This window comes from Spirillospora sp. NPDC048824 (genome assembly GCF_043198455.1).
In the GTDB taxonomy this organism is placed as follows: Bacteria; Actinomycetota; Actinomycetes; order Streptosporangiales; family Streptosporangiaceae; genus Spirillospora.
Map to the genome: position 1 here is coordinate 605,690 of NZ_JBICUS010000002.1, position 24,137 is coordinate 629,826.

A 24,137-nucleotide genomic window follows, 5' to 3' on the forward strand; every position below is an offset into this window, starting at 1 on the left:
TCGCCAGAGATCGCAGGAGCCGAGATGCCGGGACCGGACGGCTGGGACGACGACGTGGACGCACTCGACGTGCAGGGCGTCCCGTTCCGCCCCATGTCCATCTCGGAGATGCTGGACGGCGCTATCGCCGGGATCCGGCGGCGTCCGCGCACGTCGCTCGGGCTGGCGGTGGCGATCAGCACGGTGATCCAGGTGGCGAGTTCGGTCGCCGCGTACTTCTTCATCGGCGACGACGCCCGGGACGAGGTCACCCCGGAAGTGCTGATGGAGTCGCTCGGCGCGCAGCTCACGCTGACGGTTCTGGGGCTCGTGCTGTCGGCGTATGGGATTTTGCTGCTGTCGGGAATGCTGGCACCGATTCTGGGCCGTGAGCTGGTGGGCATGCCGATCGCGCCCGGGCAGGCATGGCGGGACGCCCGTCCGAGGCTCGGCCGGCTGGCCGCCACCGCCGCGGCCGTCATGGGGATCTCGCTGGCCGCGCTGCTCTTGCCGGTCGTACCGTTCTTCCTGCTGATCGCCGCCGACGTGAATCCCGCGTTCATCGTGTCCGCCGGGATTCTGGGCTTCCCCCTCGGCATCGGGCTGATGATGTGGCTTTATCTTCTGTTCGTCCTGGCCGTCCCGGCGGTCGTCATGGAGCGGCAGACCGTCGGCGGCGCACTCCGCCGCGCGGTGACGCTGTCCAAGGGCCGCTGGTTCCGGACGTGCGGGACGCTTCTGCTGGCTTTGCTCATCACCGTCTTCATGGGGTTCTTCGCGCTGCGGATCCCGTTCCTGTTCGTGCAGCTGGTCTTCTTCGGCGACTCTTCCGGCGCGGATTCGACGATGGCCGCGCTGGCCGTCGACACGCTCGGGCGGATCGTGAGCTGGTCGGTGGTGCTGCCGTTCGACGCCGGCGTGATCGCCCTGCTCTACATGGACCGGCGGATGCGCCGCGAAGGCTTCGATCTGGAGCTGCGCACCCGGGGACGTTCCGCGGCGGCCATTTCGGCGGGCCCGGAAGGCCGGGTCGCCGACGGCCGCGACGGCACCGGCCGGGACGGCGCCGATGGGGACGGCACCGACCGCGATGAAGGCTTCATCGACCTGTGGCGGACCGGCCCGCCACCGGCACGTCCGCAGGCGGGGGCGCATCCATGACCGTGCTCACATCCATGACCGTGCTCACACCCATGTCGCTCGATCCGGTCGGCCGCGACGAGGCCCGCGAGATGGCCCGCCGCGAACTGGAGAAGCAGATCTACCAGCGCGACAAGCCGTCCTGGCTGGAACGCGCCTGGGACGACTTCTCCGAGTGGCTGCAGGATCTGCTCACCCAGGCGGCCCGCCCGGAGGCGCAGGGCAGCGGCGGCGGCTGGGTGTCGATCGTCGTCATCGTGCTCATCGTCCTCGCCGCGATCGCGCTGGTCGCGTGGCTGATGCGGGGCCGCTGGAACCCGCGCTCCCGGACCGACCCGCTGCTGGACGACGAGCCGTCGACGGCGCTCGACCACCGGGACGCGGCGGAACGGCACGCGGCGGCCGGCCAGTGGCCCGAGGCGATCCGCGAGCGGCTCCGGGCCATCGCCCGCGACCTCGAGGAGCGCGCGGTGCTGTCGGCGCGTCCGGGGCGTACCGCCGACGAACTGGCCGCCGAAGCGGGCGAGGCCGTACCCGAGCTGGCCGACGACCTGCGCACCGGCGTGCGGATCTTCGACGACGTCTGGTACGGCGACCGTCCCGGCACCTCCGAGGGGTACGCGCGGGTCAAGGACCTGGACGACAGGCTGCGGGCGGCACGGCCGAAACCGCTGGAGGACGACGACCTCACACTCGCCGGGGCCGGCGAGGACGGAGGCCCGCGATGGTGACGCAGACCCCGCCCCAGAGCGGACCGGCCGGACAGGGCGGACAGAGCGGGCAAGGCGGGCAGGGCGCGGAGCCGTCCGCGCGGCAGGTCGCGGGGCGCCGCTGGCGGTCGGCCCGCGGCGTGGTCGCGGTGATCCTCGCGATGGTCGTGATCGCCGTGATCCTGGCCGCGCTGCGGCCCTCGACGTCGCCGCAGGCGCTCGACCCGACCTCGCCGAAGCAGGACGGCAGCAGGGCCCTCGCGGAGATCCTGCGGCAGAACGGGACGTCGGTGTCGGTGGCCAGGGACGTGGACGACGCCGTCCGCCAGGCCGGTCCGGGGACGGTCATGGTGGTGACCCGCACCGAGCGGCTCACCAGCGAGGACCTGACCCACCTGTCGGGCGCGCAGGCCGATCTGCTGCTCGTCCGGCCCACGTCGTTCGCGCTCGCCGAGCTGGCCCCGCGGGTGCGCAAGGGCGGCTCGACCTTCGAGGACGCCGACGAGCCGGGCTGTTCGCTGCAGGCCGCCGCGCTTTCGGGCCCGGTCGCCCTCCACGAGTCCGAGACGTACGACGTGACCGGACCCGTCACGGAGTGCTACAAGACCGAGTACGGCAGTCCCAGGGTCGTCCAGGTCCGGAACGTCGCCGGCACCGTCACCGTGCTGGGCTCCGCCTCACCGCTGACGAACGAGCGCCTCACCGAGGAGGGCAACGCGGCGCTGGCGATGAACCTGCTCTCCACGACCGGCACCGGTGCCGCTTCCTCGGTCGTCTGGCTCGTCCCCGACATGCCGGAGAACGGCGCGGGCGCCGGGCAGCAGTCGCTCGGTGATCTGCTGCCGTTCGGCGTCAAGCTGTTCATGCTCCAGCTGCTGGTCGCGGTGCTGCTGGTCGCCCTGTGGCGGGGCCGCCGCCTCGGCCCGGTCGTGGCGGAGGCGCTGCCGGTCGTCGTACGCTCCGCCGAAACGGTCGAGGGGCGTGCCCGCCTCTACCGCGCCGGGCACGCCCGCGACCGGGCCTCGGACGCGTTGCGATCCGGGGCGCGCGAACGTCTCGTCCCGCTGCTCGGACTCCCCCGCAGCAGCGCGCAGGACCCCGCCGCCGCGCAGGAGATCGTCTCGGCGGTCGCCCACCGCTCGCCCTACGACGAGACGTACGTCGGCGCGGCCCTGTACGGTCCTGAACCCTTGGACGACGCAGGGCTCATCGCCCTCAGCGACGTCCTCGACGACCTGGAAAGGCAGGTACGCCAGTCTTGAACCACCCAGTAGAGCTCGGGAAGGACGACGTGCCCGGTGGCATGGGCGCCGGAAGCGGCGCGAGCGCCGTGAGCGGCCCTCCGCCGGGCGGGATGCCGGAGGAGGCGCGGCGGCAGGCCGAGACGGCCCGCGCGGCGCTCACGGCGCTGCGCGGTGAGATCGCCAAGACGGTCGTCGGCCAGGACTCCGTCGTGACCGGTCTGGTCATCGCGTTGCTCTGCCGCGGCCACGTGCTGCTGGAGGGCGTCCCAGGTACGGCGAAGACGCTGCTCATCAAGACGCTCTCGCGTGCCCTCGACCTGGATTTCAAGCGCGTCCAGTTCACCCCTGACCTGATGCCCGGTGACGTGACCGGATCGCTGGTGTACGACAACAGGACCGCGGAGTTCGAGTTCCGCGAGGGTCCCGTCTTCACCAACCTCCTCCTCGCCGACGAGATCAACCGGACGCCGCCGAAGACGCAGGCCTCCCTTCTGGAGGCCATGGAGGAACGGCAGGTCTCGGTTGAGGGCTCCGCGCGCGCTTTGCCCGACCCGTTCGTGGTGTGCGCGACACAGAACCCGATCGAGTACGAGGGCACCTACCCCCTGCCCGAGGCCCAGCTCGACCGGTTCCTGGTCAAGCTGAGCGTGCCCGTCCCCACCCGGGACGAAGAGATCTCCATGCTTCAGCGGCACGCGGCCGGTTTCGACCCGCGTGACCTGTCGGAGGTCCAGGCCGTCGCGGGCGCGGACGAACTCGCCGCCGGGCGGGCCGCCGTCAGGGCCATCCACCTCGACCCCAAGGTCGCCGCGTACGTCGTGGACCTGTGCCGCGCCACCCGGCAGTCGCCGTCGCTCCAGCTCGGCGTCTCCCCCCGTGGTGCGACGGCGCTGCTGGCCACGTCCCGTGCCTGGGCGTGGCTGTCGGGCCGCGACTACGTCACGCCGGACGATGTGAAGGCGCTGGCCCGGCCGACGCTGCGGCACCGCGTCCAGCTCCGTCCCGAGGCGGAACTGGAGGGCGCGACGGCCGACGGCGTGCTGGAGGGCATCCTCGCCCACGTCCCCGCCCCGCGCTGATGGCGCTGACCGGACGCCTGGGGCTGCTGGCACTGCTCGGCGCGCTCGTCCCGCTGGTGGCGCCGAGCTGGTGGACGCTGTTCGCGGTGTGGGGCGTCCTGCTGCTCGGCGTCGTCGCCGACCTCGCGCTGGCCGGAAACGTGCGGGCGCTGCGCTTCCACCGCGCGGGCGACACCAACGTCCGTCTCGGTGAGACGGCCAAGGTGTCGCTGATCGTGGAGAACCTGGGACGGCGGCGCTTGAAAGCGCGCCTGCGTGACGTGTGGCCGCCCAGCGCCGGTGCCACCCCGCGCATGGTCAAGGTGCACGTCCCGGCCGGGGAGCGACGCCGCGTCGAGATGACGTTGACTCCGACCCGCCGCGGCGACCGGAAGGCCGTCACCGTCGTGGTCCGCTCTGTCGGGCCGCTCGGGCTGGCCGCGCGGCAGCTTTCGCGTCCCGCGCCCTGGACGGTCCGTGCCCTGCCGGCGTTTCCGTCGCGCCGCCACCTTCCCTCCAAGCTCGCACGCCTGCGTGAACTGACCGGCGCGCACGTCGCCCTGATCCGCGGGCAGGGAACCGAGTTCGACTCGCTGCGGGAGTACGTGGACGGCGACGACGTCCGGTCCATCGACTGGCGGGCCACGGCACGCCGCGGCGACGTCGTCGTCCGGACGTGGCGTCCCGAACGCGACCGGCGGATCTACCTGGTGCTCGACACCGGCCGCACCTCCGCGGGCCGCGTCGGCGACATCCCCCGGCTCGACTGCTCGATGGACGCGGCGATGCTGCTCGGCGCCCTCGCGTCCCGCGCCGGCGACCGCGTCGACCTGCTCGCCTACGACCGGCGCGTCCGCACCCGCGTCGAGGGCGCCTCCCGCACCGACCTGCTGCCCGCGATGGTGCACGCGCTCGCGCCGCTGGAGCCGGAGCTGATCGAGTGCGACGCCGCCGGGATGGTGTCGACGCTGATGGCGCGCGTCCGGCAGCGGTGCCTGGTCGTCCTGCTCACCGAGCTGAACAGCGCCGCGATGGAGGAGGGGCTGCTGCCGCTGCTGCCGCAGCTCACCGCCCGGCACCTCGTCATGATCGCCGCGGTGTCGGATCCGCGGGTCGGGGAGATGGCGGCCGGACGCGGCGACCTCGCGTCGGTGTACGACGCGGCCGCCGCCGAACGCGCCCGCGCCGAACGCCGCCGCCTCACCGCCGAGCTCCGCGGGCACGGTGTCGAGGTCGTGGACGCCCCACCCGGCGAGATCGCCCCCGCCCTCGCCGACGCCTACCTGGCGCTGAAGGCCGCGGGCCGCCTCTGAGCCCGGACGCCCGGTGCGCCCGTCAGCCCGCCACCGGGGCCAGGTCGGGGCGCAGTTCGGCGTCGCCGGTCTCGCCCTGGCGGGTGGCGCGGCGGCCGAGGACGATCACGTAGCCGAGGAACGCGGCCTCGGCGACGACGCCGATGCCGATGCGCAGCCAGGTGATGTGCACCCAGCCGGTGACGAATCCCTCGATGAGGCCGGACACCAGCAGGACGGCGACGAGGCCGATCGCGATGCTGACGGCGGCGCGTCCCTCCTCGGCGAGTGCCTGCCCTCGCCGCCGCGGCCCCGGGTCGATGATCGTCCAGCCGAGTTTCAGGCCCCCCGCGCAGGCCAGGTAGACGGCGGTGAGTTCCAGCAGGCCGTGCGGGAGGATCAGCCCGAAGAACACGTCGCCCTTGCCGTAGGCGAACATCAGGCCGCCGGTGAGGCCGAGGTTGACCTGGTTCAGCAGCAGCACGTACACCGTCGGGATACCGAGCAGGATGCCGAATATCAGCGCGATCGCCGACACCCAGGCGTTGTTGACCCAGACCTGGAACGCGAACGACGCCGCCGAATGCTCGGTGTAGTAGTTCGCGAAGTCGTTCTCGACCAGTTCGCGGATCTCGTCCGGTGTGCCGATGCTCGCCTGCACTTCGGGGCTGTGCACGACCCAGATCGCCAGGGCAAGCGACACCAGGTTGCCGAGGACGGCGCTGCCGAGCCACCACCACCGCATCCGGTACGCGGCCGCCGGGAACGACACCGTCGCGAACCGGGTGACGTCCCGCCACAGCGGCGCCTGCGCGCCGGCCACCGCCGCCCTGCCCCGCGCCACGAGCGACGACAGCCGTCCTACGAGCTGAGGGTCGGGTGAACTGGACCGGACGACCGACAGGTGGGTCGCCGTCCGCTGATAAAGCTCGACCAGTTCGTCGGCTTCCGCGCCGGTCAGCCTGCGGCCGCGGTTGATGAGCCACTCAAGGCGCTGCCATTCGGCGTTGTGCGCGGCCACGTAGGCGTCGACGTCCACCCAGGGAGACTAACGTCTTCACCCAGGGAACCGGCAAAATGGACCCACCCCAGGCAATCGGAGGATCAGGACATGGCTGAACTCGTCACCGGCGAGGCCGTCGCGCTCGACATCCGGGTCGCGCGCCTGGCCAGCCGTGGCTGCGCCATGCTGCTCGACCTGATTCTCCAGCTGGTCCTGCTCAACGTCGCGGTCTACGTGACGGCGATGACGGCGCTCGTCGCCGACGAAGCATGGGCGGTCGGGCTGACGCTGCTCGCCGTCATCGCCGTCCTGGTCGGCTATCCGTGCGTGTTCGAGACACTGTCGCGGGGCCGGACGCTGGGGAAGATGGCCGTCGGGCTCCGGGTCGTCGCCGACGACGGCGGTCCGATCCGGTTCCGGCAGGCCCTCGTGCGGGCGCTGGCCGGGGTCATCGAGTTCTGGACGTTCTACGGCTCGCCCGCGCTGATCACCTCGTTCTGCAACCGGCGCGGCAAGCGCCTCGGCGACCTGTTCGCCGGGACGATCGTCATCCAGGACCGGGCCCAGTCGGCCTACTTCACCCCGTTGGCGGTGATGCCGCCGCAGCTCGCCTGGTGGGCCCGCTCGCTGGAGCTGTCGATGCTGTCGGACGAGCTGGCGATGACGGCGCGGCAGTACCTGTCGCGTTTCTGGGAGCTGCTGCCGGAGGTCCGCGACTCGCTGGGGCACCGGATCGCGTCGCAGGTCGTCGAGGTGGTGAGCCCGCCCCCGCCGCCGGGCGTGCGCCCGGAGATCCTGCTGTCGGCCATCCTCGCCGAGCGCCGCCACCGTGATGAGTGGCGGCTGGCGCAGCGCCGCGCCCGGCGCATGCAGCGCTTCGGCTGGACGGCCTGGGCCCCCGCCTCCGGCCCGGCGCCCGTCCCGGCCATGGCGGCGGCCGGGCCTCCGCCGGGCGGCCCGGTGCGGCAGGGCCCGCCGGCTCCGCCGCCGTTCAGCACTCCCACCGCGGGGCAGCCGCAGTTCCTGCCCCCGTCCGACTACGGCGCCGGCCCGTACCAGAACGTCCTGAACGCCCCTCGTCCGCCCGCCGCCGGCCCCTACCCGACAGGTTCCCACCCGGCAGGCGGCCCACCGCCGAACACCCCGTACCCGCCCGCTGGGGGCCCTCCCCCGCACCATCCGTATCCGCCCGGCCGCTGAGCACGAGCCGATGCCCCGGTGATCGACCGCGCGGTCGTCAGCGGCCTTGGAAATCGGGGGGGCGGTTCTCCAGGAACGCCGTGATGCCTTCCTTGGCGTCCTCGGTGGCGGCCAGTCCGACCAGTTCGCCCAGCAGGTGGGCCACCTGGTCCTCCAGCGGGCGGCCTTCGACGGCGAAGAAGGCGTCGCGTCCCCGGCGCAGGCCGAGCGGGCTCTTGGACGCGATGACACCGGCGAGTTCGCCGACGCGGGCGTCCAGCGACGCGCGGGGGACGACCTCGGTGACCAGGCCGATGTCGCGGCCCTCGGCGGCGGTGATGCGGGAGCCCGTGTAGTAGAGCTTGAAGGCGTGCTTCGGGGCGACGTTCCGGTTGATGATCGCCATGATCATCATGGGCCAGAGCCCGACGTCGACCTCGGGGGTGGCGAGCTTGACGTCGTCGGCGGCGATCACGAGGTCGCATGCGGCGGCCAGGCCCAGGCCGCCCGCCACGGCGTGCCCGGCGAGGCGGGCGATGATCGGCTTGCCGAGCTTCGGGAACGCGGTGAACAGCCGGAACGGGGCGCTCTCGCGGATCGCGTCGGGGGCGGCGAGACCGTTCTCGCCCAGGCCGCCGAGGTCGGCGCCCGCGCAGAAGGCGCGATCCCCCGAACCGGTGAGGACGATGACCCGGACGTCCGGGTCGGCCTTGGCCCGCTCGAACGCGTCGAGCAGGTCGTCGATCATCTGGACGCTGAGGGCGTTGCGCGCCTCGGGCCGGTTCAGGGTGATCCGGGCGACGCGATCCGCGACCTCGTACAGGATCGTTTCGTACATGCCTCAGCCCTTCCCGGCCACGCGACCACACCGGCCACCGGGAGCGCGTCGACCGCCCCTTGGAGCGAGCCGGAGGCGATGCTCCAAGGGGCGGATCGCGAAGCGATGCAGCGCTCGCCGCTTACGCGGTTCGGGTCCGGGCCGGCAGGCGGGGCCCCGAGGCCGCGGAATCAATACTAAACGCGCTCGATGATCGTGGCGTTGGCCTGGCCGCCGCCCTCGCACATGGTCTGGAGGCCGTAGCGGGTGCCGGTGCGCTCCAGCTCGTGCAGCAGCTTGGTCATCAGGATGCCGCCGGTGGCGCCGAGCGGGTGGCCGAGGGCGATCGCGCCGCCGTTCGGGTTGGTCTTCTCCAGGGAGGCGCCGGTGTCCTTGGCCCAGGCGAGCGGAACCGGGGCGAACGCCTCGTTCACCTCGAAGACGTCGATGTCGTCGATCTTCAGGCCGCCGCGCGACAGGGCCTTCTCGGTGGCGGGGATCGGGCCGGTCAGCATGTAGACCGGGTCCGAGCCGCACACGGCGAGGGTGTGGATGCGGGCGCGGGGCGTCAGGTTGTGCTGCTTGACGGCCTCTTCGGAGGCGATGAGCAGCGCGGACGCGCCGACGGAGATCTGCGAGGCGACGGCGGCGGTGATGTCCCAGCCCTCGCGGAGGGGCTTCAGGCCCGCCATCTTCTCCAGCGTGGTGTCGGGGCGGGCGCCCTCGTCCTTGGACAGGCCGGCGATCGGGGCGATCTCCCGGTCGTAGTAGCCGGCGTCGATGGCCTTGCTGGCGCGCTGGTGGCTTTCGAGAGCGAACTCTTCGAGGTCCTGGCGCTTGAAGCCCCACTTCTCGCACATCATCTGCGCGCCGCGGAACTGGGAGACCTCCTGCTGGCCGTACCGCTCTGCCCAGCCCTCGCCGTACGGGAAGGGCATGCCCTTCTCCAGGGCCATCGCGACGGAGGAGCCCATCGGGACGACGGCCATCTGCTCGACGCCGGACGCGACGACGAGGTCCTGGGTGCCCGACAGGACGCCCTGCGCGGCGAAGTGGATCGCCTGCTGGGACGATCCGCACTGCCGGTCGATGGTCACGCCGGGGACGTTGTCCGGCAGGCCCGCCGACAGCCACGCGGTGCGCGCGATGTCGAGGGACTGCGGGCCGACCTGCATGACGCAGCCCATGATGTTGTCTTCGACCGCTGAGGGGTCGACGCCGGTGCGGTTGACGAGCTCCTTGAGCACGTGGGCCCCGAGGTCGGCGGGGTGGACGTCCTTCAGGGCGCCCTTCTTGGTACCGACGGGGGTACGGACCGCGCCGACGATGTACGCCTCGGCCACTACGCCTCCAAATTGTGGGGTTCCGTCCCGAAACCGAGTGAGATTCGGTTAGTCAGTATGAGATTACATCGCTCGCGACGCAACGCCATGTGAGCTGAGTCTCGGGCGATGTCACTCACCCCGGACCGCCCGCTGCCGGGTCAGCCCGTGATGTCGCGGGCGACCTTCGCCGCCCCGAGCGCCGCCGCGCCCCCGGCGACGCCCACGGCCCCGGCCGTCGCCCACAGCGGCAGTCCCGGACGGGTCTTCACGCCGCTCACGAGGTCGAGGGAGTCGACGGCGAGGCCGAGCCGCGCCCACAGGCGGCGTCCGGAGTCGTCCCCGCTGAGCAGGTAGCCGGCGCCGAGCGCGATCTCCCGCGCGGCGAACATCCGGACCATGTAGTCGCGGCCCGGGTCGGCGCCGCCGCCCATCCCCATGGCCTTCACGGTCAGCTTGGGTGCGGCGAACGCCGCGAGGCCGAGGGCGATCCGCCCGCGCGCCAGATTGGTCATCATGCCGTCGAGCCGGTCCCGGCCGTCTGTTTCCTTCGCATCTGCCACAAGGGGGAGGTTATCGGTGCCCCGTCCGGACCGAACCCGCGGGTAACCCCTTCCTTACACGTCTATCGTTCAGGGAGGCGGCATTCCCCCGGAAGGACGAAGGTGACCATGGAAGGCATCCTCAGCCTGGTCGTCGTGTCACTGCTCGCCGCGTTCTGCGTGCGCTGGGCCGCGGTGCGCCTCCGACTGCCCATGCCCACCCGGATCGCGGTGATCACCGTGTTCGTGCTGGTCGTGCTGGCGCTGTACGGGCAGTACCTGAACGCCTGAATTTGTGTGCGGCGGGTACCGAACTTACCGCCTCGACGGAGAGTCATAACTGGCGAAACCGGCTTCACGCCCGTTCGACGCCCCCGCCGAGGCAGACGTGAGTCACCCGGATCGTCCGGGTGTATCTGGCCCTCCGGCCCTGGCCCCGCGCGGCGGACGCGAGCGACACCCCGTCCGGTGAAGCCGGCCCGAGCCGAGGGAGAACCCAGTGCCGCACCCGGCGCCCGCGATCCAGGAGACCGGCGGCACGATCGCCCCGCATCTGCGGCGGCTGCTGGAGTTCGTCGAACCCGCCCGCGACGACGTGTGCCTGGACGTCGCGCGCGGCCGCGGCCCGATGCCCGCCGCGCTCGGCCCGCAGGTGCGCCATGTGACCGCCGTGGACGCGATGCCCGCGCCCGCGCAAGGCGCGCACGGCGCACGCGACACGCGCGGGGCGCATGGGCGGACGTCCACGGTGGAGTTCGGGACGGGCCCTGTCCGGCTCACCGGGGACGACCCGCCGCCGGCGTCCGCGACGCGCGAGGACCGACGGCCGCATCCGGTCGGGCCGGACCAGGCCACGATCAAGGCGGACGCCACCGCGCTGCCGTACAGGGACAACGCCTTCTCCCTGGTGACGGCCCGGTTCTCGCTCTACAACCTGGGCGACCCCGACCCCGTGCTGCGCGAGCTGCTGCGGGTGTGCCGGCCCGGCGGACGCGTGATCATCGCCGACCTCGTCCGCGGCAACCTCACCGGTCCCGACCGGGACCGCATCCAGCGGCTCCGCGATCCCGACCATCCCGGGACGCCGTCCATCGCCCGCCTCACCGAGATGATCACCTCGGCGGGCGGGAGCATCCGCCGCCTCGACGTGTTCACCGTGGAACGTCCCGTGGAGCCGTGGCTCGCCGGGTCCTGCGACGACGCGACGGCCGACCGCATCCGCGACGCCCTCACCGACGAGGTCGACGGCGGCCCGCGCACCGGCGCGAAACCGCGCATCATCAGCGGCGAACTCTGGTTCACCCAGTCGTGGGCTCACGTGGCCGCCGAACCCATCCCCTGAATGGTCAGGGGACGAGGACGGCGGCGCCGGTGAAGCGGTCCGCGGCCAGATCCGCCAGCGCGCGGTCCGCGTCGTCCAGCCCATAGGGGTGGGTCGTGACGGCCACGTTGAGGCGGGCGGCCATGGTGAGGAACTCCTCGCCGTCCGCGCGCGTGTTCGCCGTCACCGACCGGATCTGGCGCTCCTGGAACAGGTGCCGCTGGTAGTCGAGGGACGGGACGTCGCTCAGATGGATGCCCGCGACGGCGCACGTCCCGCCGCGGTCGAGGCGTTCCAGGGCGGCCGGGACGAGTTCGCCCGCCGGGGCGAAGACGATCGCGGAATCGAGCGGGGCCGGGGCGGGGTCGAAGGAGTCACCCGCCCAGGAGGCGCCCAGCTCGCGTGCCAGCTCGCGGGCGGCGGGGCTGCGGGTGAAGACGTGCACGTCGGTGCCCTCCGCGATCGCGATCTGCGCGGCCAGGTGGGCGGAGCCGCCGAATCCCCAGATGCCGAGGCGCCCGCCGGGCGGGACGGCGGCGCGGCGCAGGGCGCGGTAGCCGATGATGCCCGCGCACAGCAGCGGCGCGGCCCGGACGTCGTCCAGCTCGGGCGGCAGCGCGTAGGCGTAGGCGTCCACGGCCAGCGCGTGCTCGGCGTAGCCGCCGTGGGCGTCCCAGCCCGTGTAGACCGAGGACGGGCAGAGGTTCTCGGCACCGCGGCGGCAGAAGCGGCACGCGCCGCACGTCCCGCGCAGCCAGGCGACACCGACCCGGTCGCCGGCGCCGTGCAGCGCGCCGGTACCGGCGGCGACGACCTCCCCGACGATCTCGTGGCCCGGCGTCACGCCGGGCAGGTGGACGGGCAGGTCCCCCTCGGCGACGTGCAGGTCCGTCCGGCAGACTCCGCAGGCCAGGACGCGCACGAGCAGCTCGCCCCGCCCGGGCGACGGAATGTCGCGGGCGGCGCGTTCGAGCGGCCCCGACGAGATCGGGGACGGGGTCCGCACCACCCAAGCACGCATGGCGGTCAGGGCGTCAGCGGTAGTTCGAACCAGACGGCCTTGCCGTCCGCGGTCGGCCTGGCGCCCCACCGGGTGGCCAGCTGGTCGACCAGGTACAGGCCGCGGCCGCCCTCGTCGGTCTCGCCGGCGCTGCGGATGCGCGGCAGCCGCATGTCGGAGTCGAACACCTCGACCCAGATGGCGTCGGCACCGCGCCGCAGGCGGAGCCGGAACTCCTTGGTCGGCGGCTCGCGGCGGCCGAGGTCGGCGCCGAGGTTCCAGTCGTCTTCAGAGAACGCGCCGTCGAACGAGTCGGCGTCGTATCCGCCCGCATCGTAGGAAGCCCTGTTGTACGGACCCGTGTCGTACGTGCCGGTGTCCTGCGGGCCGGAACCGAACTCGGTGTTGAACTGGACGGGCGGCGGGGCGCTGAGCGGCTCACCGCCGCGCCCGGGAGGCCCGGCCGTCACCGGAACACCCACCTCGCGGCGCGGGGCGGGCGTGGCGGTGGCGTGCAGCACGACGTTCGTGACGACCTCGGAGACCAGCAGGCACGCCAGCTCGGACTGCTCGTCCAGCATCCCCCAGGACGCGAACGTGTCGGCGGCCATCCGGCGGGCCTCCGACACCATGATCGGCTCGGCGGTGAAGTCGCGCTCCTCGACGGCCAGTTCGTCGCCGGCGGTGCGGATCACGACGATCGCCACGTCGTCGTCGATGTCGCCGGGCACCGCCTCGTAGGCGGCGTTGGCGACCGCCTCGACACCGCCGCGGGAGGCCTCGGCGACGGCGGCGCGGACCATCTCCCGCGACTCCTCGCGGGTGTAGTACTCGCCGTCGTCCTTGGGGCGCCGGTCGATGAGGCCGTCGGTGTACAGGACGAGGGTGGAGCCCGGTTTCAGCTCGCTCGTCTCCTCGTTGAAGAGGATCTCGCCGCCCATGCCGGGGGCGCGCAGGCCGAGCATGCCGCCCTCGCTCTCGAACGGCAGCTCGCCGACCTGGCCGTCCACGATCAGCATCGGCGGGTCGTGGCCGGCGTTGGCGAACTCCAGCACCCGCGACCACGCGTCGTACACGAAGTAGGTGCACGAGACGAGCGGCGGGCGGACGAGGTCGTCGCTGTTCCAGCCGGACCGCATCCGCTCCGGACGGGTCATCGTGCGGACCCACTCGTCCAGCTTGCGCAGTATGTCGGCAGGCGGCTTGTCGTCCTGGGCGAAGGCGCGCAGCGCGGCGCGGAGCTGCCCCATCACCGCTGCGGCGCGGGCGCCGCGGCCCTCGACGTCGCCGATGACGAGGCCGACGCGGCCCGCCGACAGCGGGATCACGTCGTACCAGTCACCGCCGACCTGCGTCTGGATGCCGTGCCCGTGCGACTCCAGCGGGCGGGCCGGCTCGTACCGCCAGGCGATCTGCAGGCCGTCCAGCGGAGGCGGCCGGTCGCCGGGCAGCAGGTGCTTCTGGAACGCCAGCGCGGTGTCGCGCTCCTCCTCGAACAGCAGCGCGTTGTCGACGGCGAGCGCGACGCGGCTGGCGATCGCGCCCATCAGGTCGCGGTCGAAGCCGTCGTAGTGCGGGTCGGGACGCTTGGTCAGGTTCGACAGCGCCAGGCTCATCACACCGAGCAGCTCGCCGCGCACCAGCAGCGGCGCCGAGATCACCGATGTGATGCCCATCTCGTCGCCGAGCCGCTTGGACGACTCGGTCGGCGCGGCGAACCGGTGCTGGATCATGTCCTCGACGAGGACGGCGTCGCGGCGGCTCATCGCCTTCTCGCTGAAGTGGCCGCGGGGGTAGGAGACGGGCTCGCCGACCTCCGCCCAGGTCCCGGGCGGCGGCTCCCAGCCGCCCGCGTGCCGCGACACCCGCCGGTACAGCCGGTCGCCGGTGTACAGGTCGATGAAGCAGTGGTCGGCGAACTGCGGGACGAGCGTGTCGGCGACGCGCCGGAGCGTGCTCTCCAGCTCCAGGGATCCGGCGAGCCGCTCGCCGATGCGTTCCATCAGGCCGTAGCGGTCCTGCTCGCGCTGGTTGGAGCGCAGCGCCTCCCGCGCGAAGATCACGACGCCGTCGACCGCGCCGGACGGGTGCCGCAGCGGCACCGCGTGCGCGCGGGTGTAGACGGTGGTGCCGTCGGCGCGCAGGTTGCAGAACGTGCCCTCCCACACACCGCCCTTGAGGACGTGCTTGGCCAGTTCGGTGGCCTGCTCGTGGTCCTCCTCGGCGATCCCCAGGGACAGGACGGAGTGACCGATGATCTCGTCGCCGCCGAACCCGAACAGCTGGCGGGCGAAGGCGTTGCCGTAGATGACGTTGCTGAAGCGGTCGCAGACGATGACCGCCATCTCCATCTGGTTCAGGACGGTCTCGGGCGGCAGATACGCCTCGTCAGGCGCTTCCCCCCAGTGGCTCATCTCCCCATCCCGGTACCAGTCGCGATCCCCGCCCGGGCCGCCGCCCGGCTGATCACCGGGCGTCGCGGCGCGGACATCGCACGTGTTCGTCTCGTCGTATTGAACGACGAAGCCGCCGCCGGGATACGCCCGAAAGGCGCGAAGCCACGGAGATCTTCGGTATAGACCTTCGAGACGGAGCCGCCCACGCCGCCGGCACGCATTCCCCGCGGGTCAGCGCCTGCTGACGAACACGTGCTCGGCGATGTCGCGCGGCAGTTCCGTCGCGGGACCGTCGGCCTCGTCCTCACTGATCACCCGCACCCCGTCATCGGTCGCCCGAAGAGTCACCTCTCGTCCCGGTTGTATCCCTATCTGCTTGAGTCTAAGCATCAGGTCGCTGTCGCTTTGCACCTGCTCGCTGATCCGGCGGATCACGGCGTCCGCGCCACCGGGGCTGGCCACCGCGGTCATCACCGACAGCGGCGAGGTGTCGGCGGCGACGCCGCCGGTGGCGCCGAGTTCGGCGAGGCCGGGGATCGGGTTGCCGTGCGGGCAGGTGGTCGGGTTGTCCAGCAGTGCGACGAGCCGGCGTTCGACGTCCTCCGACATCACGTGCTCCCACCGGCATGCCTCGATGTGGACGTCCTCCCAGGGCAGTCCGATCACGTTGACCAGCAGGCATTCGGCGAGGCGGTGCTTGCGCATGACGCGCGTTGCGAGACCGCGACCGTTCTCGGTCAGCTCGAGGTGCCGATCTCCCTCGACCCGCAGCAGCCCGTCGCGCTCCATCCGCGCGACCGTCTGGCTCACCGTCGGGCCGCTCTGGGAGAGCCGCTCGGCGATGCGCGCACGGAGGGGGATGATCCCCTCCTCTTCGAGCTCGAAAACCGTCCGGAGGTACATCTCCGTGGTATCGATCAGGCCGTGTGAGGTCACAGCTCCCTCCAGTCTTATGGGGCCGAGTCTACTTGCTCGGACCCGGCACCGCCGGGCCCCGCGAATATCCTCGTCAAGCCGGGTACGGGGGAACGCAAGATGAACGCTGAACCTTCCCCGGACGCGGAACCGTTCCTGCCCCGGACGCCCGAAGAGCGGGCCGATCTGGACGCGCTGCGCCGCGCCGGCGCTCGGCTGACGCGGCGCCGGGTGAGATGGAGCCGGGTGAGCCGGCGTCAGGGTTTGACGGGGACCGTCTCGGCGGTGCGGGTGTCGTAGCGCAGCAGCGCCGGGACGGCGAACGCCGCGATGACCACCAGGACCGCGCAGGCGAGGCCGCCGCCCACCCACGACGCGGTGGCGCCGGTGACGCTCGCGGTCGCGCCCGCGCGCACGTCCCCGAGCCGCGGCCCGCCCGCGACGACGACGGTGAACACGCCCTGGAGCCGTCCGCGCATCTCGTCCGGCGCGTAGGTCTGGAGCATCGACTGGCGGAAGACGGCCGACACCAGGTCCGCCGCGCCGCCGACGGCCAGCAGCACCACCACGAGCCACAACCGCCCGGACAGCCCGGCGGCCGCGACCGCGAGGCCCCAGATCACGATGGACGCGACGAGGGCGATTCCCTGGCGGTGCACCCGCCCGATCCAGCCGGACGACAGCCCGCCGAGGAACGCGCCGATCGCGATCGCGGCGAACAGGTACCCGACCGCCCCGTCGCCGCCGAATCGGGTCTCGGCGACCTCGGGGAACAGGGCGCGCGGCATCGCGATCGCCATCGCGATGATGTCCACGACGAACGACATCATCAGGACCGGCTGCGTGGACAGGAACCGGAGCCCGTCGAAGACCGACCGCAGGCCCGGCGCCCGGCCGGTGTCCGCGAGGGGCGGGATGGCGGGGAGCCGCAGCGCCGCGTACAGCGCGACCGTGAACAGCACGGCGTCCAGCGCATAGGCCGCGCCGTAGTTCCAGCGCGCGAGGATGACGCCCGCGAACAGCGGTCCGGCCAGCCCGCCGCCCTGCAGGATGGTGAAGTTCAGGGTGTTGGCGGCGGGGACGAGCGGCGCGTCGAACAGCCGGGGGATGATCGCGCTGCGGGTCGGCGAGGACACCGCGAACCCGACCGCCTGGACCGCCACCACCGCCATGATCAGGGCGAGGCTCTCGATGCCCAGCAAGGCCTGGGCCAGCAGAAGCAGGGTCGCGACCCACATGACGCAGGACGAGAGGAACAGCAGCCTGCGCCGGTCCATGTGGTCGGCCACCGCGCCGCCCCACAGCCCGAACACGATCAGCGGGACGAGGTTGACGAAGCCGAGCACGCCCACCCACAGCGACGACCTCGTCATGTCGTACACCTGGACGGGGACGGCCACGGCGGTGACCTGGAACCCGACGAACGATACGCCCTGCCCCAGCCACAGCCGCCGGAAAGCGGGCAGGCCGAGCGGCCGGGTGTCGATCGCCAGCCGGCGCAGCCTGCTCCCCCGCGCATTCGTGCGGGCCTTGCCGTCCTTCAGGGGTTCCTCCGGGGGCTTCAGGGAGACAGTCTCTCCATCACCCAGTCCCCTGAATCGTCCGGGGCGGAGCGACGATAGCGGATCCGATCATGGAGCCGGTCACGGCGGCCCTGCCAGAACTCGATCGACTCCGGGACGAGCCGGTAGCCGCCCCAGAAGTCCGGCAGCGGAACGGCATCCGCGTCGTCGGCGTCCGGCGACCCCGGGGGACGCCCCGAGGCGGGGTCCGGCCAGCGTTCGGCCAGCTCGGCGTAGCGGCGCTCCAGCATGTCCCGTCCGGGAATGACGCCCGACTGCCGCTCGCTCGCCCACGCACCGAGCCGCGACCCGTACGGGCGCGTCCGGAAATAGGCGGCGGACTCGTCCCGCGACAGTTCCTCCACGGGACCGGCGACGCGCACCTGCCGGTGCATCTCATGCCAGGGGAAGACGAGCGCCGCGCGGGGATTCTCCGCGAGGTCGCGCCCCTTGTGCGAGGTCAGGTTCGTGAAGAAGCGGAATCCCTGCGGCCCGTACCCCTTCAGCAGGACGGTCCGGGCGCTCGGCACCCCGTCCCCGGACGCCGTGGCCAGCACCATCGCGTTCGGTTCCGCGAGCCCGAAGGTGTGCACGTCGGCGAACCATGCGGCGAACAGCGCGAGCGGGTCGGCGGGGAGTGAAGTTTCCACCAATTCGCCCCCTTCGTAGGATCTTCGGAGCCGTGCGGGATCGGGCGTCGTGGAATCCACAGCGTCAGAGCCTCTCACCTGGGTCTTGTGCAACTCACATGGCCCCTGGGTACTGGCAAGTAAGGCGGACAGGGTTCAATGGCACGGCACCGCCTTATCACTCATGGGGACGAAAGGCAGGACGACATGTCCGACTTCAAACCTGGTCTCGAGGGGGTCGTGGCCTTCGAGACCGAGATCGCCGAACCGGACAAGGAGGGCGGCGCCCTCCGCTACCGGGGCGTCGACATCGAGGATCTCGTCGGCCGCGTCTCCTTCGGCGACGCCTGGGGCCTGCTCGTGGACGACAGCTTCGACCCCGGCCTGGCCCCGGCCGACCCCCACGTCCTGCCGGTCACCTCCGGCGACGTACGGGTGGACGTGCAGAGCGCGCTCCCCACCCTCGCCCCCGCGTACGGGATGCGCCCGCTTCTCGACATCACCGACGAGGAGGCCCGCGCCGACCTCGCCCGGGTGTCGGTGACGGCGCTGTCGTTCGTCGCCCAGTCCGCGCGCGGCATCGGCGTCCCGATGGTCCCGCAGGACAAGATCGACGCCGCCGGGACGATCACCGAGCGGTTCATGGTGCGCTGGCGCGGTGAGCCCGACCCGAAGCACATCCAGGCCATCGACGCGTACTGGGTCTCCGCCGCCGAGCACGGCATGAACGCCTCCACCTTCACCGCCCGGGTGATCGCCTCCACCGGCGCGGACGTGGCGGCCAGCGTGTCCGGCGCGATCGGCGCCATGTCCGGCCCGCTGCACGGCGGAGCCCCCGCCCGGGTGCTGCCGATGATCGAGAAGGTGGAGCAGCTCGGCGACGCCCGGAAGGTCGTCGCCGACATCCTCGACTCCGGCGACCGGCTGATGGGCTTCGGCCACCGCGTCTACCGCGCCGAGGACCCGCGCGCCCGGGTGCTGCGCCGCACCGCCAGGGAACTGGACGCGCCGCGCTTCGAGGCCGCGAAGGCGCTGGAGGACGCCGCCCTCGCCGAGCTGCGCGAGCGCCGCCCGGACCGCCCGATCGAGACGAACGTGGAGTTCTGGGCCGCGGTCATCCTGGACTTCGCCGAGGTCCCGACCGCGATGATGCCCGCGATGTTCACCTGCGGCCGCACCGCCGGGTGGGCGGCCCACATCCTGGAGCAGAAGCGCACCGGCCGCCTCGTCCGGCCGAGCGCCAAGTACACCGGCCCCGGAACGCGCGACATCAACGACGTCACCGGAGCGGCGAAGGTCCTCAAGGCCGGCTGAACGGCCGATCCCCCCGCCCCCGAACGTGCCTTGAGGCCCCCGGCCGATCCGGCCGGGGGCCTTGTGCAGTGCTCACCGCGACGCGCCGGTGCTCACCGCGACGGTGCTCACCGCGACGGTGCTCACCGCGACGCGCCGTGCCCGTTCCCGTCGCCGGGCGGGCAGGCGGCCTGGCCCTGCTCGCCCGCGATGAGGCGGCCGCACACCTGCTTGACCTCCGTCGTCCCGTCCGGGTTGATCGTCGCGAGGATCACCGGCTTGTCGAGCACCCGGTGGCCGGTGCCGCGGGAGCTGAACCGGATGACGCCGCTCGCCCCGTTCCGCAGGACGTCGTGGTCGGGGTCGTTCAGCGCCGCGAACACCGACCCCGCCGACGGCAGCGCCTTCTCCTGCCAGTACACCTTGCTCGCCACGGTCGCGACGAGGGTGGCCGCGTCGTAGGCGACGGCGGCGCGGGTGATGGACGGCCGCTGGCCCTCGTTGTTCTCGTCCGTCATCTCGCGTACGGCCGGGTCGTAGTCGGAGTAGAACGTCTGCGGCGCCTGGTCGCCGATCCACCGCCACGTCCACGCCTCCCGCGCGGCCAGCGGCGTGAAGTACAGGTCGAAGGTGTCCTTGCGGCCGATCTCGGCGGCGTTGTCGCTGACGTACTTGGCGATCTCGTCGTCGGCCATGACCAGGGGCCGCTTCGGGCAGGACAGCTCCAGCACGTTGATGAACGAGCGGAACTCGTCCGACCTGCCGGCGAAGTAGAACATGTCGGGCTGTTCCCGGCACGCCTCACGTACCGACTTGTCCAGCTCGCCGGGGTTCCCGTACGGCCGCATGCGCACCTCGCCCGGCCGGAACGCCTCCTGGAAGTCGGCGGCCAGGTTCCCGCTGTAAAGGTCGTCGGGGTCACCGTTGTAGACGACGACCGCGTCGTCCACCTTCGTGCCGCCGATGTGGCCGTTACGCGCCCAGTAGGCGGCATGCCGGGCGGTCCGCAGGTTCGGTGACGCCAGCCGGAAGTAGTACGGCGAGTAGCCCGCGTCGCCGTCGAGCAGGGCCGTCCCGTCGTAGCTGTTGGCCGTGCCGACCAGCGGCAGCGCCGACTTGGCCAGCAGCTTGATCGCCTCCTGCGTCTGCCCGCGGCTCTGCTCGAAGCCGATCACCGCGACGACGGAGCGGTCCTCCAGCGCCCGCTCGCGGATCTGCTCGGCGACGTGCCCGGCGTAGCGGAACCTGGCACCCGCGTTGCCGATCAGCACCCGCAGCCGCAGGTCGTCGCCCTCGGCGGCGTCGTTGAACCGCTGCTGCGCGATCGCCAGCCCGATCAGCTCGCCCTGGACCCCGGCGAGCAGGTCGATCCGGTGGTTCTTGATCGACGGGTCGGCGGTCACCGGGCCGAGGTAGACGACCGTCGCATACGGCTTGCCGGACTCCTTGACGTGGTCGTTCAGGTCCTCGATCCGGTCGAGCACGCGGTTCAGCCGGTTGTCGTTGTTCCGGCCGCCGGAGTCCTCGCCGAAACGGAAGGATCCGTCGGTGATGCCGACGCATTCGCCGTTCGCCATCCGCCTGATGCCGAACGGCGAGCAGTACTTCACCACCTGGACGGAGATCACCGTGATGGACGCCGCCGCGACCGCGACCATCGCGATCCACGGCAGCGCGGGATGGGCGATCCGGGGGCGTCGCCGCACCGGCCGGACGGGCGGGAGGTCGCCGCCCGGGTCGCGGGTGATGTCGACGCGCAGTTCCCGGCGCGAGCCGAGGGCGCCGACGCGCCGCTGCTCGCGCGTGTAGCGGTCCCACAGGCCGCGCGCGCCGATGACGCTCTGCGGCTCGCCCGCCGACACGTCCACGCGCACCGCCTGCGCGATCCGGTCGACCAGCCTCGGCCCGGACGGGGCGTTCGGGCCGTCGTCGGCGGGCGCGGCCGGGTCGACGCCGGCCGTGACGATGAGCGGGTCGAAGCCGGGGAACCGGTCGTCGGCCTGGCCGTCGGCGCGGACCCGCTCGGCCAGCTCGACGAACGCCACGCCGGGATGCCCGGCCGACAACCCCTCGAAGATCAGCACCGGGTAGCGGACCCGCGCCCACGCGGCCCGCCGGTAGTCGCGCCGGTAGTTGCGCCGCAGGTCCTCCAGGAACGCGGCGACGAGCAGCAGGTCGATCTGCTCGCCGTGGTCGTCCGGCTCGACGGGGCGCGGATCGAACACCCCGAGCGCGAACCCGAGGAACCCGGTGGAGTCGCGGTCCACGTAGGGCTGGCGGAGGAACCATCCGAAGCTGCGCACCCCGTACCAGCCGCGCGTCCTGGCGAGGATCTGCACGGCCACGAACGCCAGCCCGATCACGGCGGCGAGCACGGCGGCCGCGAGGTCGAGGGCCGCGGCCGTCCCGGCACTGACCAGCGCCACGACCGCGATCCCGATCGGGGCGATCTGCTCCAGGAAGGCCAGGAACGTCGCGGGACGGCCGCGCGGCGACTCGAGGTCGCGGAGGACGTCCCGTCCGCGCCTGCGGATCACCCGGTTCAGCTCGCGGCGGCGGGCGTTCTCGTTGTCCCCGACCGGTGGACGCGTCAGCCGCCGGACGAGCTGGTGGTTCTCCCGTTCGGCGGGCGAGGCGCCACGCGGCGGCGGGCGGTCCCCGGCCGCCCGGATCTCCCGCAGGTCGCGCAGCCACAGCGCCATCTCCAGCAGCGGGAACCGCAGCGGCGGCTCGCCTCTGGCGCGGCTGCTGGGCTGCGACAGCTCCCGCTTGGCCTCCCGCAGGACGCCCGCGACGTCGGTGGCGGGCGTGTCGGCGGCGATGTGCGACACCGGGGCCCGCTCGTCCTCGCACCGCGTCTTGAGCATCTCGGCGGCATGGGAGGTGGCGCGGCCGGGGCCGAGGAGCAGCAGCAGCGGCCGCAGGCGCTCCCGCCACCGCCACGGCGGCCGCTCCCGCAGCCGTTCGTACAGGTCGAGCACTCCTCGCAGCCGATCCTCGCTGAGGATCCGGTCGCCGTCGCCCGCCATGCGCCCCGCCTCGCTTCCCTGCTCGCCTCTCTTCTCCGGCCGTCCCCCCGGCCCGCCCGCCGCGCCCTTCGAGTTGGACGCGCCTTCGAGTTGGACGCGGCGGACCGTGAAAAGGATCGAAACTTTTCCATGAACACGCAACCGACAATGAAACTTGGCCACTTTGTCATCATTGGTGCCATGAGCGACAAACGTGCCGGTGCGGACGACGAGCCGCTCGACGGCGACATCGGCCCGGCGTCCGGCGCCGCGGCGGCCGGCACCGCGGCCTCCGACACTGCGGCGTCCGGCGCGCCGGAGGCCGATGCGGGCGAGGAGTTGCGGCGGTATGAGGCGGAACGCGAGGAGCGCCGCCGCCGCACCAACGCCGTATCCGGACGGGTAGCCGTCGTGGTGGCCGCCCTGTTCCTGGCGTTCCTGACCTACGACTCCGTCCGCACGGCCGTGGCGGCGCGTTCGAAGGGCGACGACTGGATCTACCCGCCCGCGGTCATCGCCGGGATCTGCGCGATCGCGCTGGCGACCCTGGTTACCTGGGCCGCACGGCGGGTGAAGTAGCCTTCTTCGAGTGACCGACAGCGCGAATCCAGCCATTGACATTCCCGCCGACCTGAAGCCCGCCGACGGCCGTTTCGGGTGCGGCCCGTCGAAGGTCCGTCCCGAGCAGCTCACCGCGCTCGCCGGGTCCGGCTCGACGTACATGGGGACCTCGCACCGGCAGAAGCCCGTCAAATCCCTGGTCGGGCGGGTCCGTGCGGGCCTGGCCGAGCTGTTCTCGCTCCCCGAGGGGCATGAGGTCCTGCTCGGCAACGGCGGCACCACCGCCTTCTGGGACGCCGCCGCGTTCGGCCTCGTCCGGCAGCGGTCGCAGCACCTGACGTTCGGTGAGTTCTCCAGCAAGTTCGCCAAGGTCACCACGGGCGCGCCGTGGCTGGGCGACCCGACCGTCGTCAGCGGCCCGCCCGGAACGCACCCGGAGGCGTCCGCCGAGGAGGGCGTCGACGTCTACGCCCTCACGCACAACGAGACCTCGACCGGCGTCGCGATGCCGATCAGGCGCCCGGCGGGCACGACCGCGCGCGAGGGCCTCGTGCTGGTGGACGCCACCTCGGGCGCGGGCGGCCTGCCCGTCGACGTGACCGAGACCGACGTCTACTACTTCGCGCCGCAGAAGTGCTTCGCGGCGGACGGCGGGCTGTGGCTGGCGCTCGCGTCCCCGGCGGCGCTGGAGCGGATCGACGAGATCGCCATGTCCGACCGGTACGTCCCGGAGTCCCTGAACCTGAAGACGGCCGCGGACAACTCCGCCAAGGACCAGACCTACAACACCCCGGCCGTGGCGACGCTGCTGCTGCTCGCCGAGCAGATCGAGTGGATGAACGGCCAGGGCGGCCTGGAGTGGACGACGTCCCGCACGGCCGACTCGTCCCGGCGGCTCTACACGTGGGCGGAGAAGACGGCGTACACGACGCCGTTCGTCGTCGACCCGGCGCAGCGTTCGCAGGTGGTCGGCACGGTCGACTTCAACGACGACGTGGACGCGGCGGCCGTGGCCAAGGCGCTGCGCGCCAACGGGATCGTGGACACCGAGCCGTACCGCAAGCTCGGCCGCAACCAGTTGCGCATCGGCATGTTCCCGGCGATCGACCCCGATGACGTGGAGGCCCTGACCGCCTGCATCGACTACGTGGTCGAGCGTCTCTAGG

At 72.3% G+C, this 24,137-nt stretch carries 21 protein-coding genes; 11 read left to right on the top strand and 10 right to left on the bottom strand.

Annotated features, from left to right (window positions below):
* Positions 1-24 precede the first annotated feature (24 nt).
* The 5 genes from ACGFIS_RS06135 to ACGFIS_RS06155 all read left to right on the top strand — a co-directional run bounded on the left by ACGFIS_RS06135 (position 25) and on the right by ACGFIS_RS06155 (position 5,444).
* Positions 25-1,140: a hypothetical protein gene (locus tag ACGFIS_RS06135; protein ID WP_392969770.1), complete on the top strand. Its 1,116-nt coding sequence runs from the start codon at positions 25-27 to the stop codon at positions 1,138-1,140.
* Positions 1,137-1,850 (top strand): DUF4129 domain-containing protein, encoded by a 714-nt coding sequence (locus tag ACGFIS_RS06140; RefSeq protein WP_392899735.1) that lies wholly within the window; start codon positions 1,137-1,139, stop codon positions 1,848-1,850. The genes ACGFIS_RS06135 and ACGFIS_RS06140 overlap by 4 nt, the downstream gene beginning before the upstream one ends.
* Positions 1,844-3,091: a DUF4350 domain-containing protein gene (locus tag ACGFIS_RS06145; RefSeq protein ID WP_392899732.1), complete on the top strand. Its 1,248-nt coding sequence runs from the start codon at positions 1,844-1,846 to the stop codon at positions 3,089-3,091. The genes ACGFIS_RS06140 and ACGFIS_RS06145 overlap by 7 nt, the downstream gene beginning before the upstream one ends.
* 92 nt (positions 3,092-3,183) lie before the next feature.
* Entirely contained in the window at positions 3,184-4,152 is a 969-nt protein-coding gene (locus ACGFIS_RS06150; RefSeq protein WP_392901418.1) for an AAA family ATPase, read from the top strand.
* A complete protein-coding gene (locus ACGFIS_RS06155; protein WP_392899729.1) occupies positions 4,152-5,444 on the top strand; it encodes a DUF58 domain-containing protein in 1,293 nt (430 codons plus the stop codon). Before ACGFIS_RS06150 ends, ACGFIS_RS06155 begins: the two co-directional genes overlap by 1 nt.
* A gap of 22 nt (positions 5,445-5,466) precedes the next feature.
* On the opposite strand, the gene ACGFIS_RS06160 is transcribed toward ACGFIS_RS06155, so the two are convergent.
* Entirely contained in the window at positions 5,467-6,462 is a 996-nt protein-coding gene (locus ACGFIS_RS06160; RefSeq protein ID WP_392899726.1) for a stage II sporulation protein M, read from the bottom strand.
* 72 nt (positions 6,463-6,534) lie between these two features.
* On the opposite strand from ACGFIS_RS06160, the gene ACGFIS_RS06165 reads away from it, so the two are divergent.
* Positions 6,535-7,626 carry an RDD family protein gene (locus tag ACGFIS_RS06165; protein WP_392899723.1) on the top strand — a complete coding sequence of 364 codons (1,092 nt, stop codon included), beginning with the start codon at positions 6,535-6,537 and terminating at the stop codon, positions 7,624-7,626.
* Between the two features lie 37 nt (positions 7,627-7,663).
* On the opposite strand, the gene ACGFIS_RS06170 is transcribed toward ACGFIS_RS06165, so the two are convergent.
* From ACGFIS_RS06170 to ACGFIS_RS06180, 3 genes are all read right to left on the bottom strand, one after another.
* Positions 7,664-8,443, bottom strand: a complete 780-nt coding sequence (locus ACGFIS_RS06170) for an enoyl-CoA hydratase/isomerase family protein (protein ID WP_392899720.1) — start codon at positions 8,441-8,443, stop codon at positions 7,664-7,666.
* Between the two features lie 176 nt (positions 8,444-8,619).
* On the bottom strand, positions 8,620-9,765 hold the full coding sequence (locus ACGFIS_RS06175) for an acetyl-CoA C-acetyltransferase (protein ID WP_392899717.1): 1,146 nt from the start codon (positions 9,763-9,765) through the stop codon (positions 8,620-8,622).
* Positions 9,766-9,905: 140 nt separating this feature from the next.
* The gene (locus ACGFIS_RS06180; protein WP_392899714.1) at positions 9,906-10,307 is read right to left on the bottom strand and encodes a hypothetical protein; all 402 of its coding nucleotides are present in this window, start codon (positions 10,305-10,307) and stop codon (positions 9,906-9,908) included.
* A 102-nt stretch (positions 10,308-10,409) separates the two neighbouring features.
* Here ACGFIS_RS06180 and ACGFIS_RS06185 point away from each other — a divergent pair, with 102 nt between their 5' ends.
* Positions 10,410-10,577, top strand: a complete 168-nt coding sequence (locus tag ACGFIS_RS06185) for a hypothetical protein (RefSeq protein ID WP_392901462.1) — start codon at positions 10,410-10,412, stop codon at positions 10,575-10,577.
* 208 nt (positions 10,578-10,785) lie between these two features.
* Entirely contained in the window at positions 10,786-11,628 is an 843-nt protein-coding gene (locus ACGFIS_RS06190) for a class I SAM-dependent methyltransferase (RefSeq protein WP_392899710.1), read from the top strand.
* 4 nt (positions 11,629-11,632) lie between these two features.
* Here the strand turns inward: ACGFIS_RS06190 and ACGFIS_RS06195 are convergent, their stop codons facing one another.
* The 5 genes from ACGFIS_RS06195 to pdxH form a co-directional block, all read right to left on the bottom strand.
* The gene (locus ACGFIS_RS06195) at positions 11,633-12,628 is read right to left on the bottom strand and encodes a zinc-dependent alcohol dehydrogenase family protein (RefSeq protein WP_392899707.1); all 996 of its coding nucleotides are present in this window, start codon (positions 12,626-12,628) and stop codon (positions 11,633-11,635) included.
* Positions 12,629-12,633: 5 nt separating this feature from the next.
* On the bottom strand, positions 12,634-15,021 hold the full coding sequence (locus ACGFIS_RS06200; RefSeq protein ID WP_392899704.1) for a SpoIIE family protein phosphatase: 2,388 nt from the start codon (positions 15,019-15,021) through the stop codon (positions 12,634-12,636).
* A 213-nt stretch (positions 15,022-15,234) separates the two neighbouring features.
* On the bottom strand, positions 15,235-15,939 hold the full coding sequence (locus ACGFIS_RS06205; RefSeq protein WP_392899701.1) for a metal-dependent transcriptional regulator: 705 nt from the start codon (positions 15,937-15,939) through the stop codon (positions 15,235-15,237).
* 236 nt (positions 15,940-16,175) lie between these two features.
* Complete coding sequence (locus ACGFIS_RS06210; RefSeq protein WP_392969820.1) at positions 16,176-17,483, bottom strand: MFS transporter; 1,308 nt, start codon at positions 17,481-17,483, stop codon at positions 16,176-16,178.
* Positions 17,480-18,190: a pyridoxamine 5'-phosphate oxidase gene (gene pdxH / locus ACGFIS_RS06215; protein ID WP_392899697.1), complete on the bottom strand. Its 711-nt coding sequence runs from the start codon at positions 18,188-18,190 to the stop codon at positions 17,480-17,482. The genes ACGFIS_RS06210 and pdxH overlap by 4 nt, the downstream gene beginning before the upstream one ends.
* A gap of 126 nt (positions 18,191-18,316) precedes the next feature.
* Here pdxH and ACGFIS_RS06220 point away from each other — a divergent pair, with 126 nt between their 5' ends.
* Positions 18,317-19,423: a citrate synthase 2 gene (locus ACGFIS_RS06220; RefSeq protein ID WP_392899694.1), complete on the top strand. Its 1,107-nt coding sequence runs from the start codon at positions 18,317-18,319 to the stop codon at positions 19,421-19,423.
* A gap of 122 nt (positions 19,424-19,545) precedes the next feature.
* On the opposite strand, the gene ACGFIS_RS06225 is transcribed toward ACGFIS_RS06220, so the two are convergent.
* Positions 19,546-22,431, bottom strand: coding sequence for an ABC transporter substrate-binding protein (locus ACGFIS_RS06225; RefSeq protein ID WP_392969773.1), 2,886 nt, complete (start codon positions 22,429-22,431; stop codon positions 19,546-19,548).
* Positions 22,432-22,611: 180 nt separating this feature from the next.
* Here ACGFIS_RS06225 and ACGFIS_RS06230 point away from each other — a divergent pair, with 180 nt between their 5' ends.
* Positions 22,612-22,989, top strand: a complete 378-nt coding sequence (locus tag ACGFIS_RS06230; protein ID WP_392899690.1) for a hypothetical protein — start codon at positions 22,612-22,614, stop codon at positions 22,987-22,989.
* A gap of 10 nt (positions 22,990-22,999) precedes the next feature.
* The gene (serC, locus tag ACGFIS_RS06235; protein WP_392969776.1) at positions 23,000-24,136 is read left to right on the top strand and encodes a phosphoserine transaminase; all 1,137 of its coding nucleotides are present in this window, start codon (positions 23,000-23,002) and stop codon (positions 24,134-24,136) included.
* Position 24,137: the final 1 nt, after the last annotated feature.

What these genes read in the sequence shown, in the direction of transcription:
- ACGFIS_RS06135 (WP_392969770.1), top strand. Translation starts at nt 25, where the DNA reads ATGCCGGGACCGGACGGCTGGGACGACGACGTGGACGCACTCGACGTG.
- ACGFIS_RS06140 (WP_392899735.1), top strand. Translation starts at nt 1,137, where the DNA reads ATGACCGTGCTCACATCCATGACCGTGCTCACACCCATGTCGCTCGAT.
- ACGFIS_RS06145 (WP_392899732.1), top strand. Translation starts at nt 1,844, where the DNA reads ATGGTGACGCAGACCCCGCCCCAGAGCGGACCGGCCGGACAGGGCGGA.
- ACGFIS_RS06150 (WP_392901418.1), top strand. Translation starts at nt 3,184, where the DNA reads ATGCCGGAGGAGGCGCGGCGGCAGGCCGAGACGGCCCGCGCGGCGCTC.
- ACGFIS_RS06155 (WP_392899729.1), top strand. Translation starts at nt 4,152, where the DNA reads ATGGCGCTGACCGGACGCCTGGGGCTGCTGGCACTGCTCGGCGCGCTC.
- ACGFIS_RS06165 (WP_392899723.1), top strand. Translation starts at nt 6,535, where the DNA reads ATGGCTGAACTCGTCACCGGCGAGGCCGTCGCGCTCGACATCCGGGTC.
- ACGFIS_RS06170 (WP_392899720.1), bottom strand. Translation starts at nt 8,443, where the DNA reads ATGTACGAAACGATCCTGTACGAGGTCGCGGATCGCGTCGCCCGGATC.
- ACGFIS_RS06195 (WP_392899707.1), bottom strand. Translation starts at nt 12,628, where the DNA reads ATGCGTGCTTGGGTGGTGCGGACCCCGTCCCCGATCTCGTCGGGGCCG.
- ACGFIS_RS06200 (WP_392899704.1), bottom strand. Translation starts at nt 15,021, where the DNA reads ATGAGCCACTGGGGGGAAGCGCCTGACGAGGCGTATCTGCCGCCCGAG.
- ACGFIS_RS06220 (WP_392899694.1), top strand. Translation starts at nt 18,317, where the DNA reads ATGTCCGACTTCAAACCTGGTCTCGAGGGGGTCGTGGCCTTCGAGACC.
- ACGFIS_RS06225 (WP_392969773.1), bottom strand. Translation starts at nt 22,431, where the DNA reads ATGGCGGGCGACGGCGACCGGATCCTCAGCGAGGATCGGCTGCGAGGA.
- ACGFIS_RS06230 (WP_392899690.1), top strand. Translation starts at nt 22,612, where the DNA reads ATGAGCGACAAACGTGCCGGTGCGGACGACGAGCCGCTCGACGGCGAC.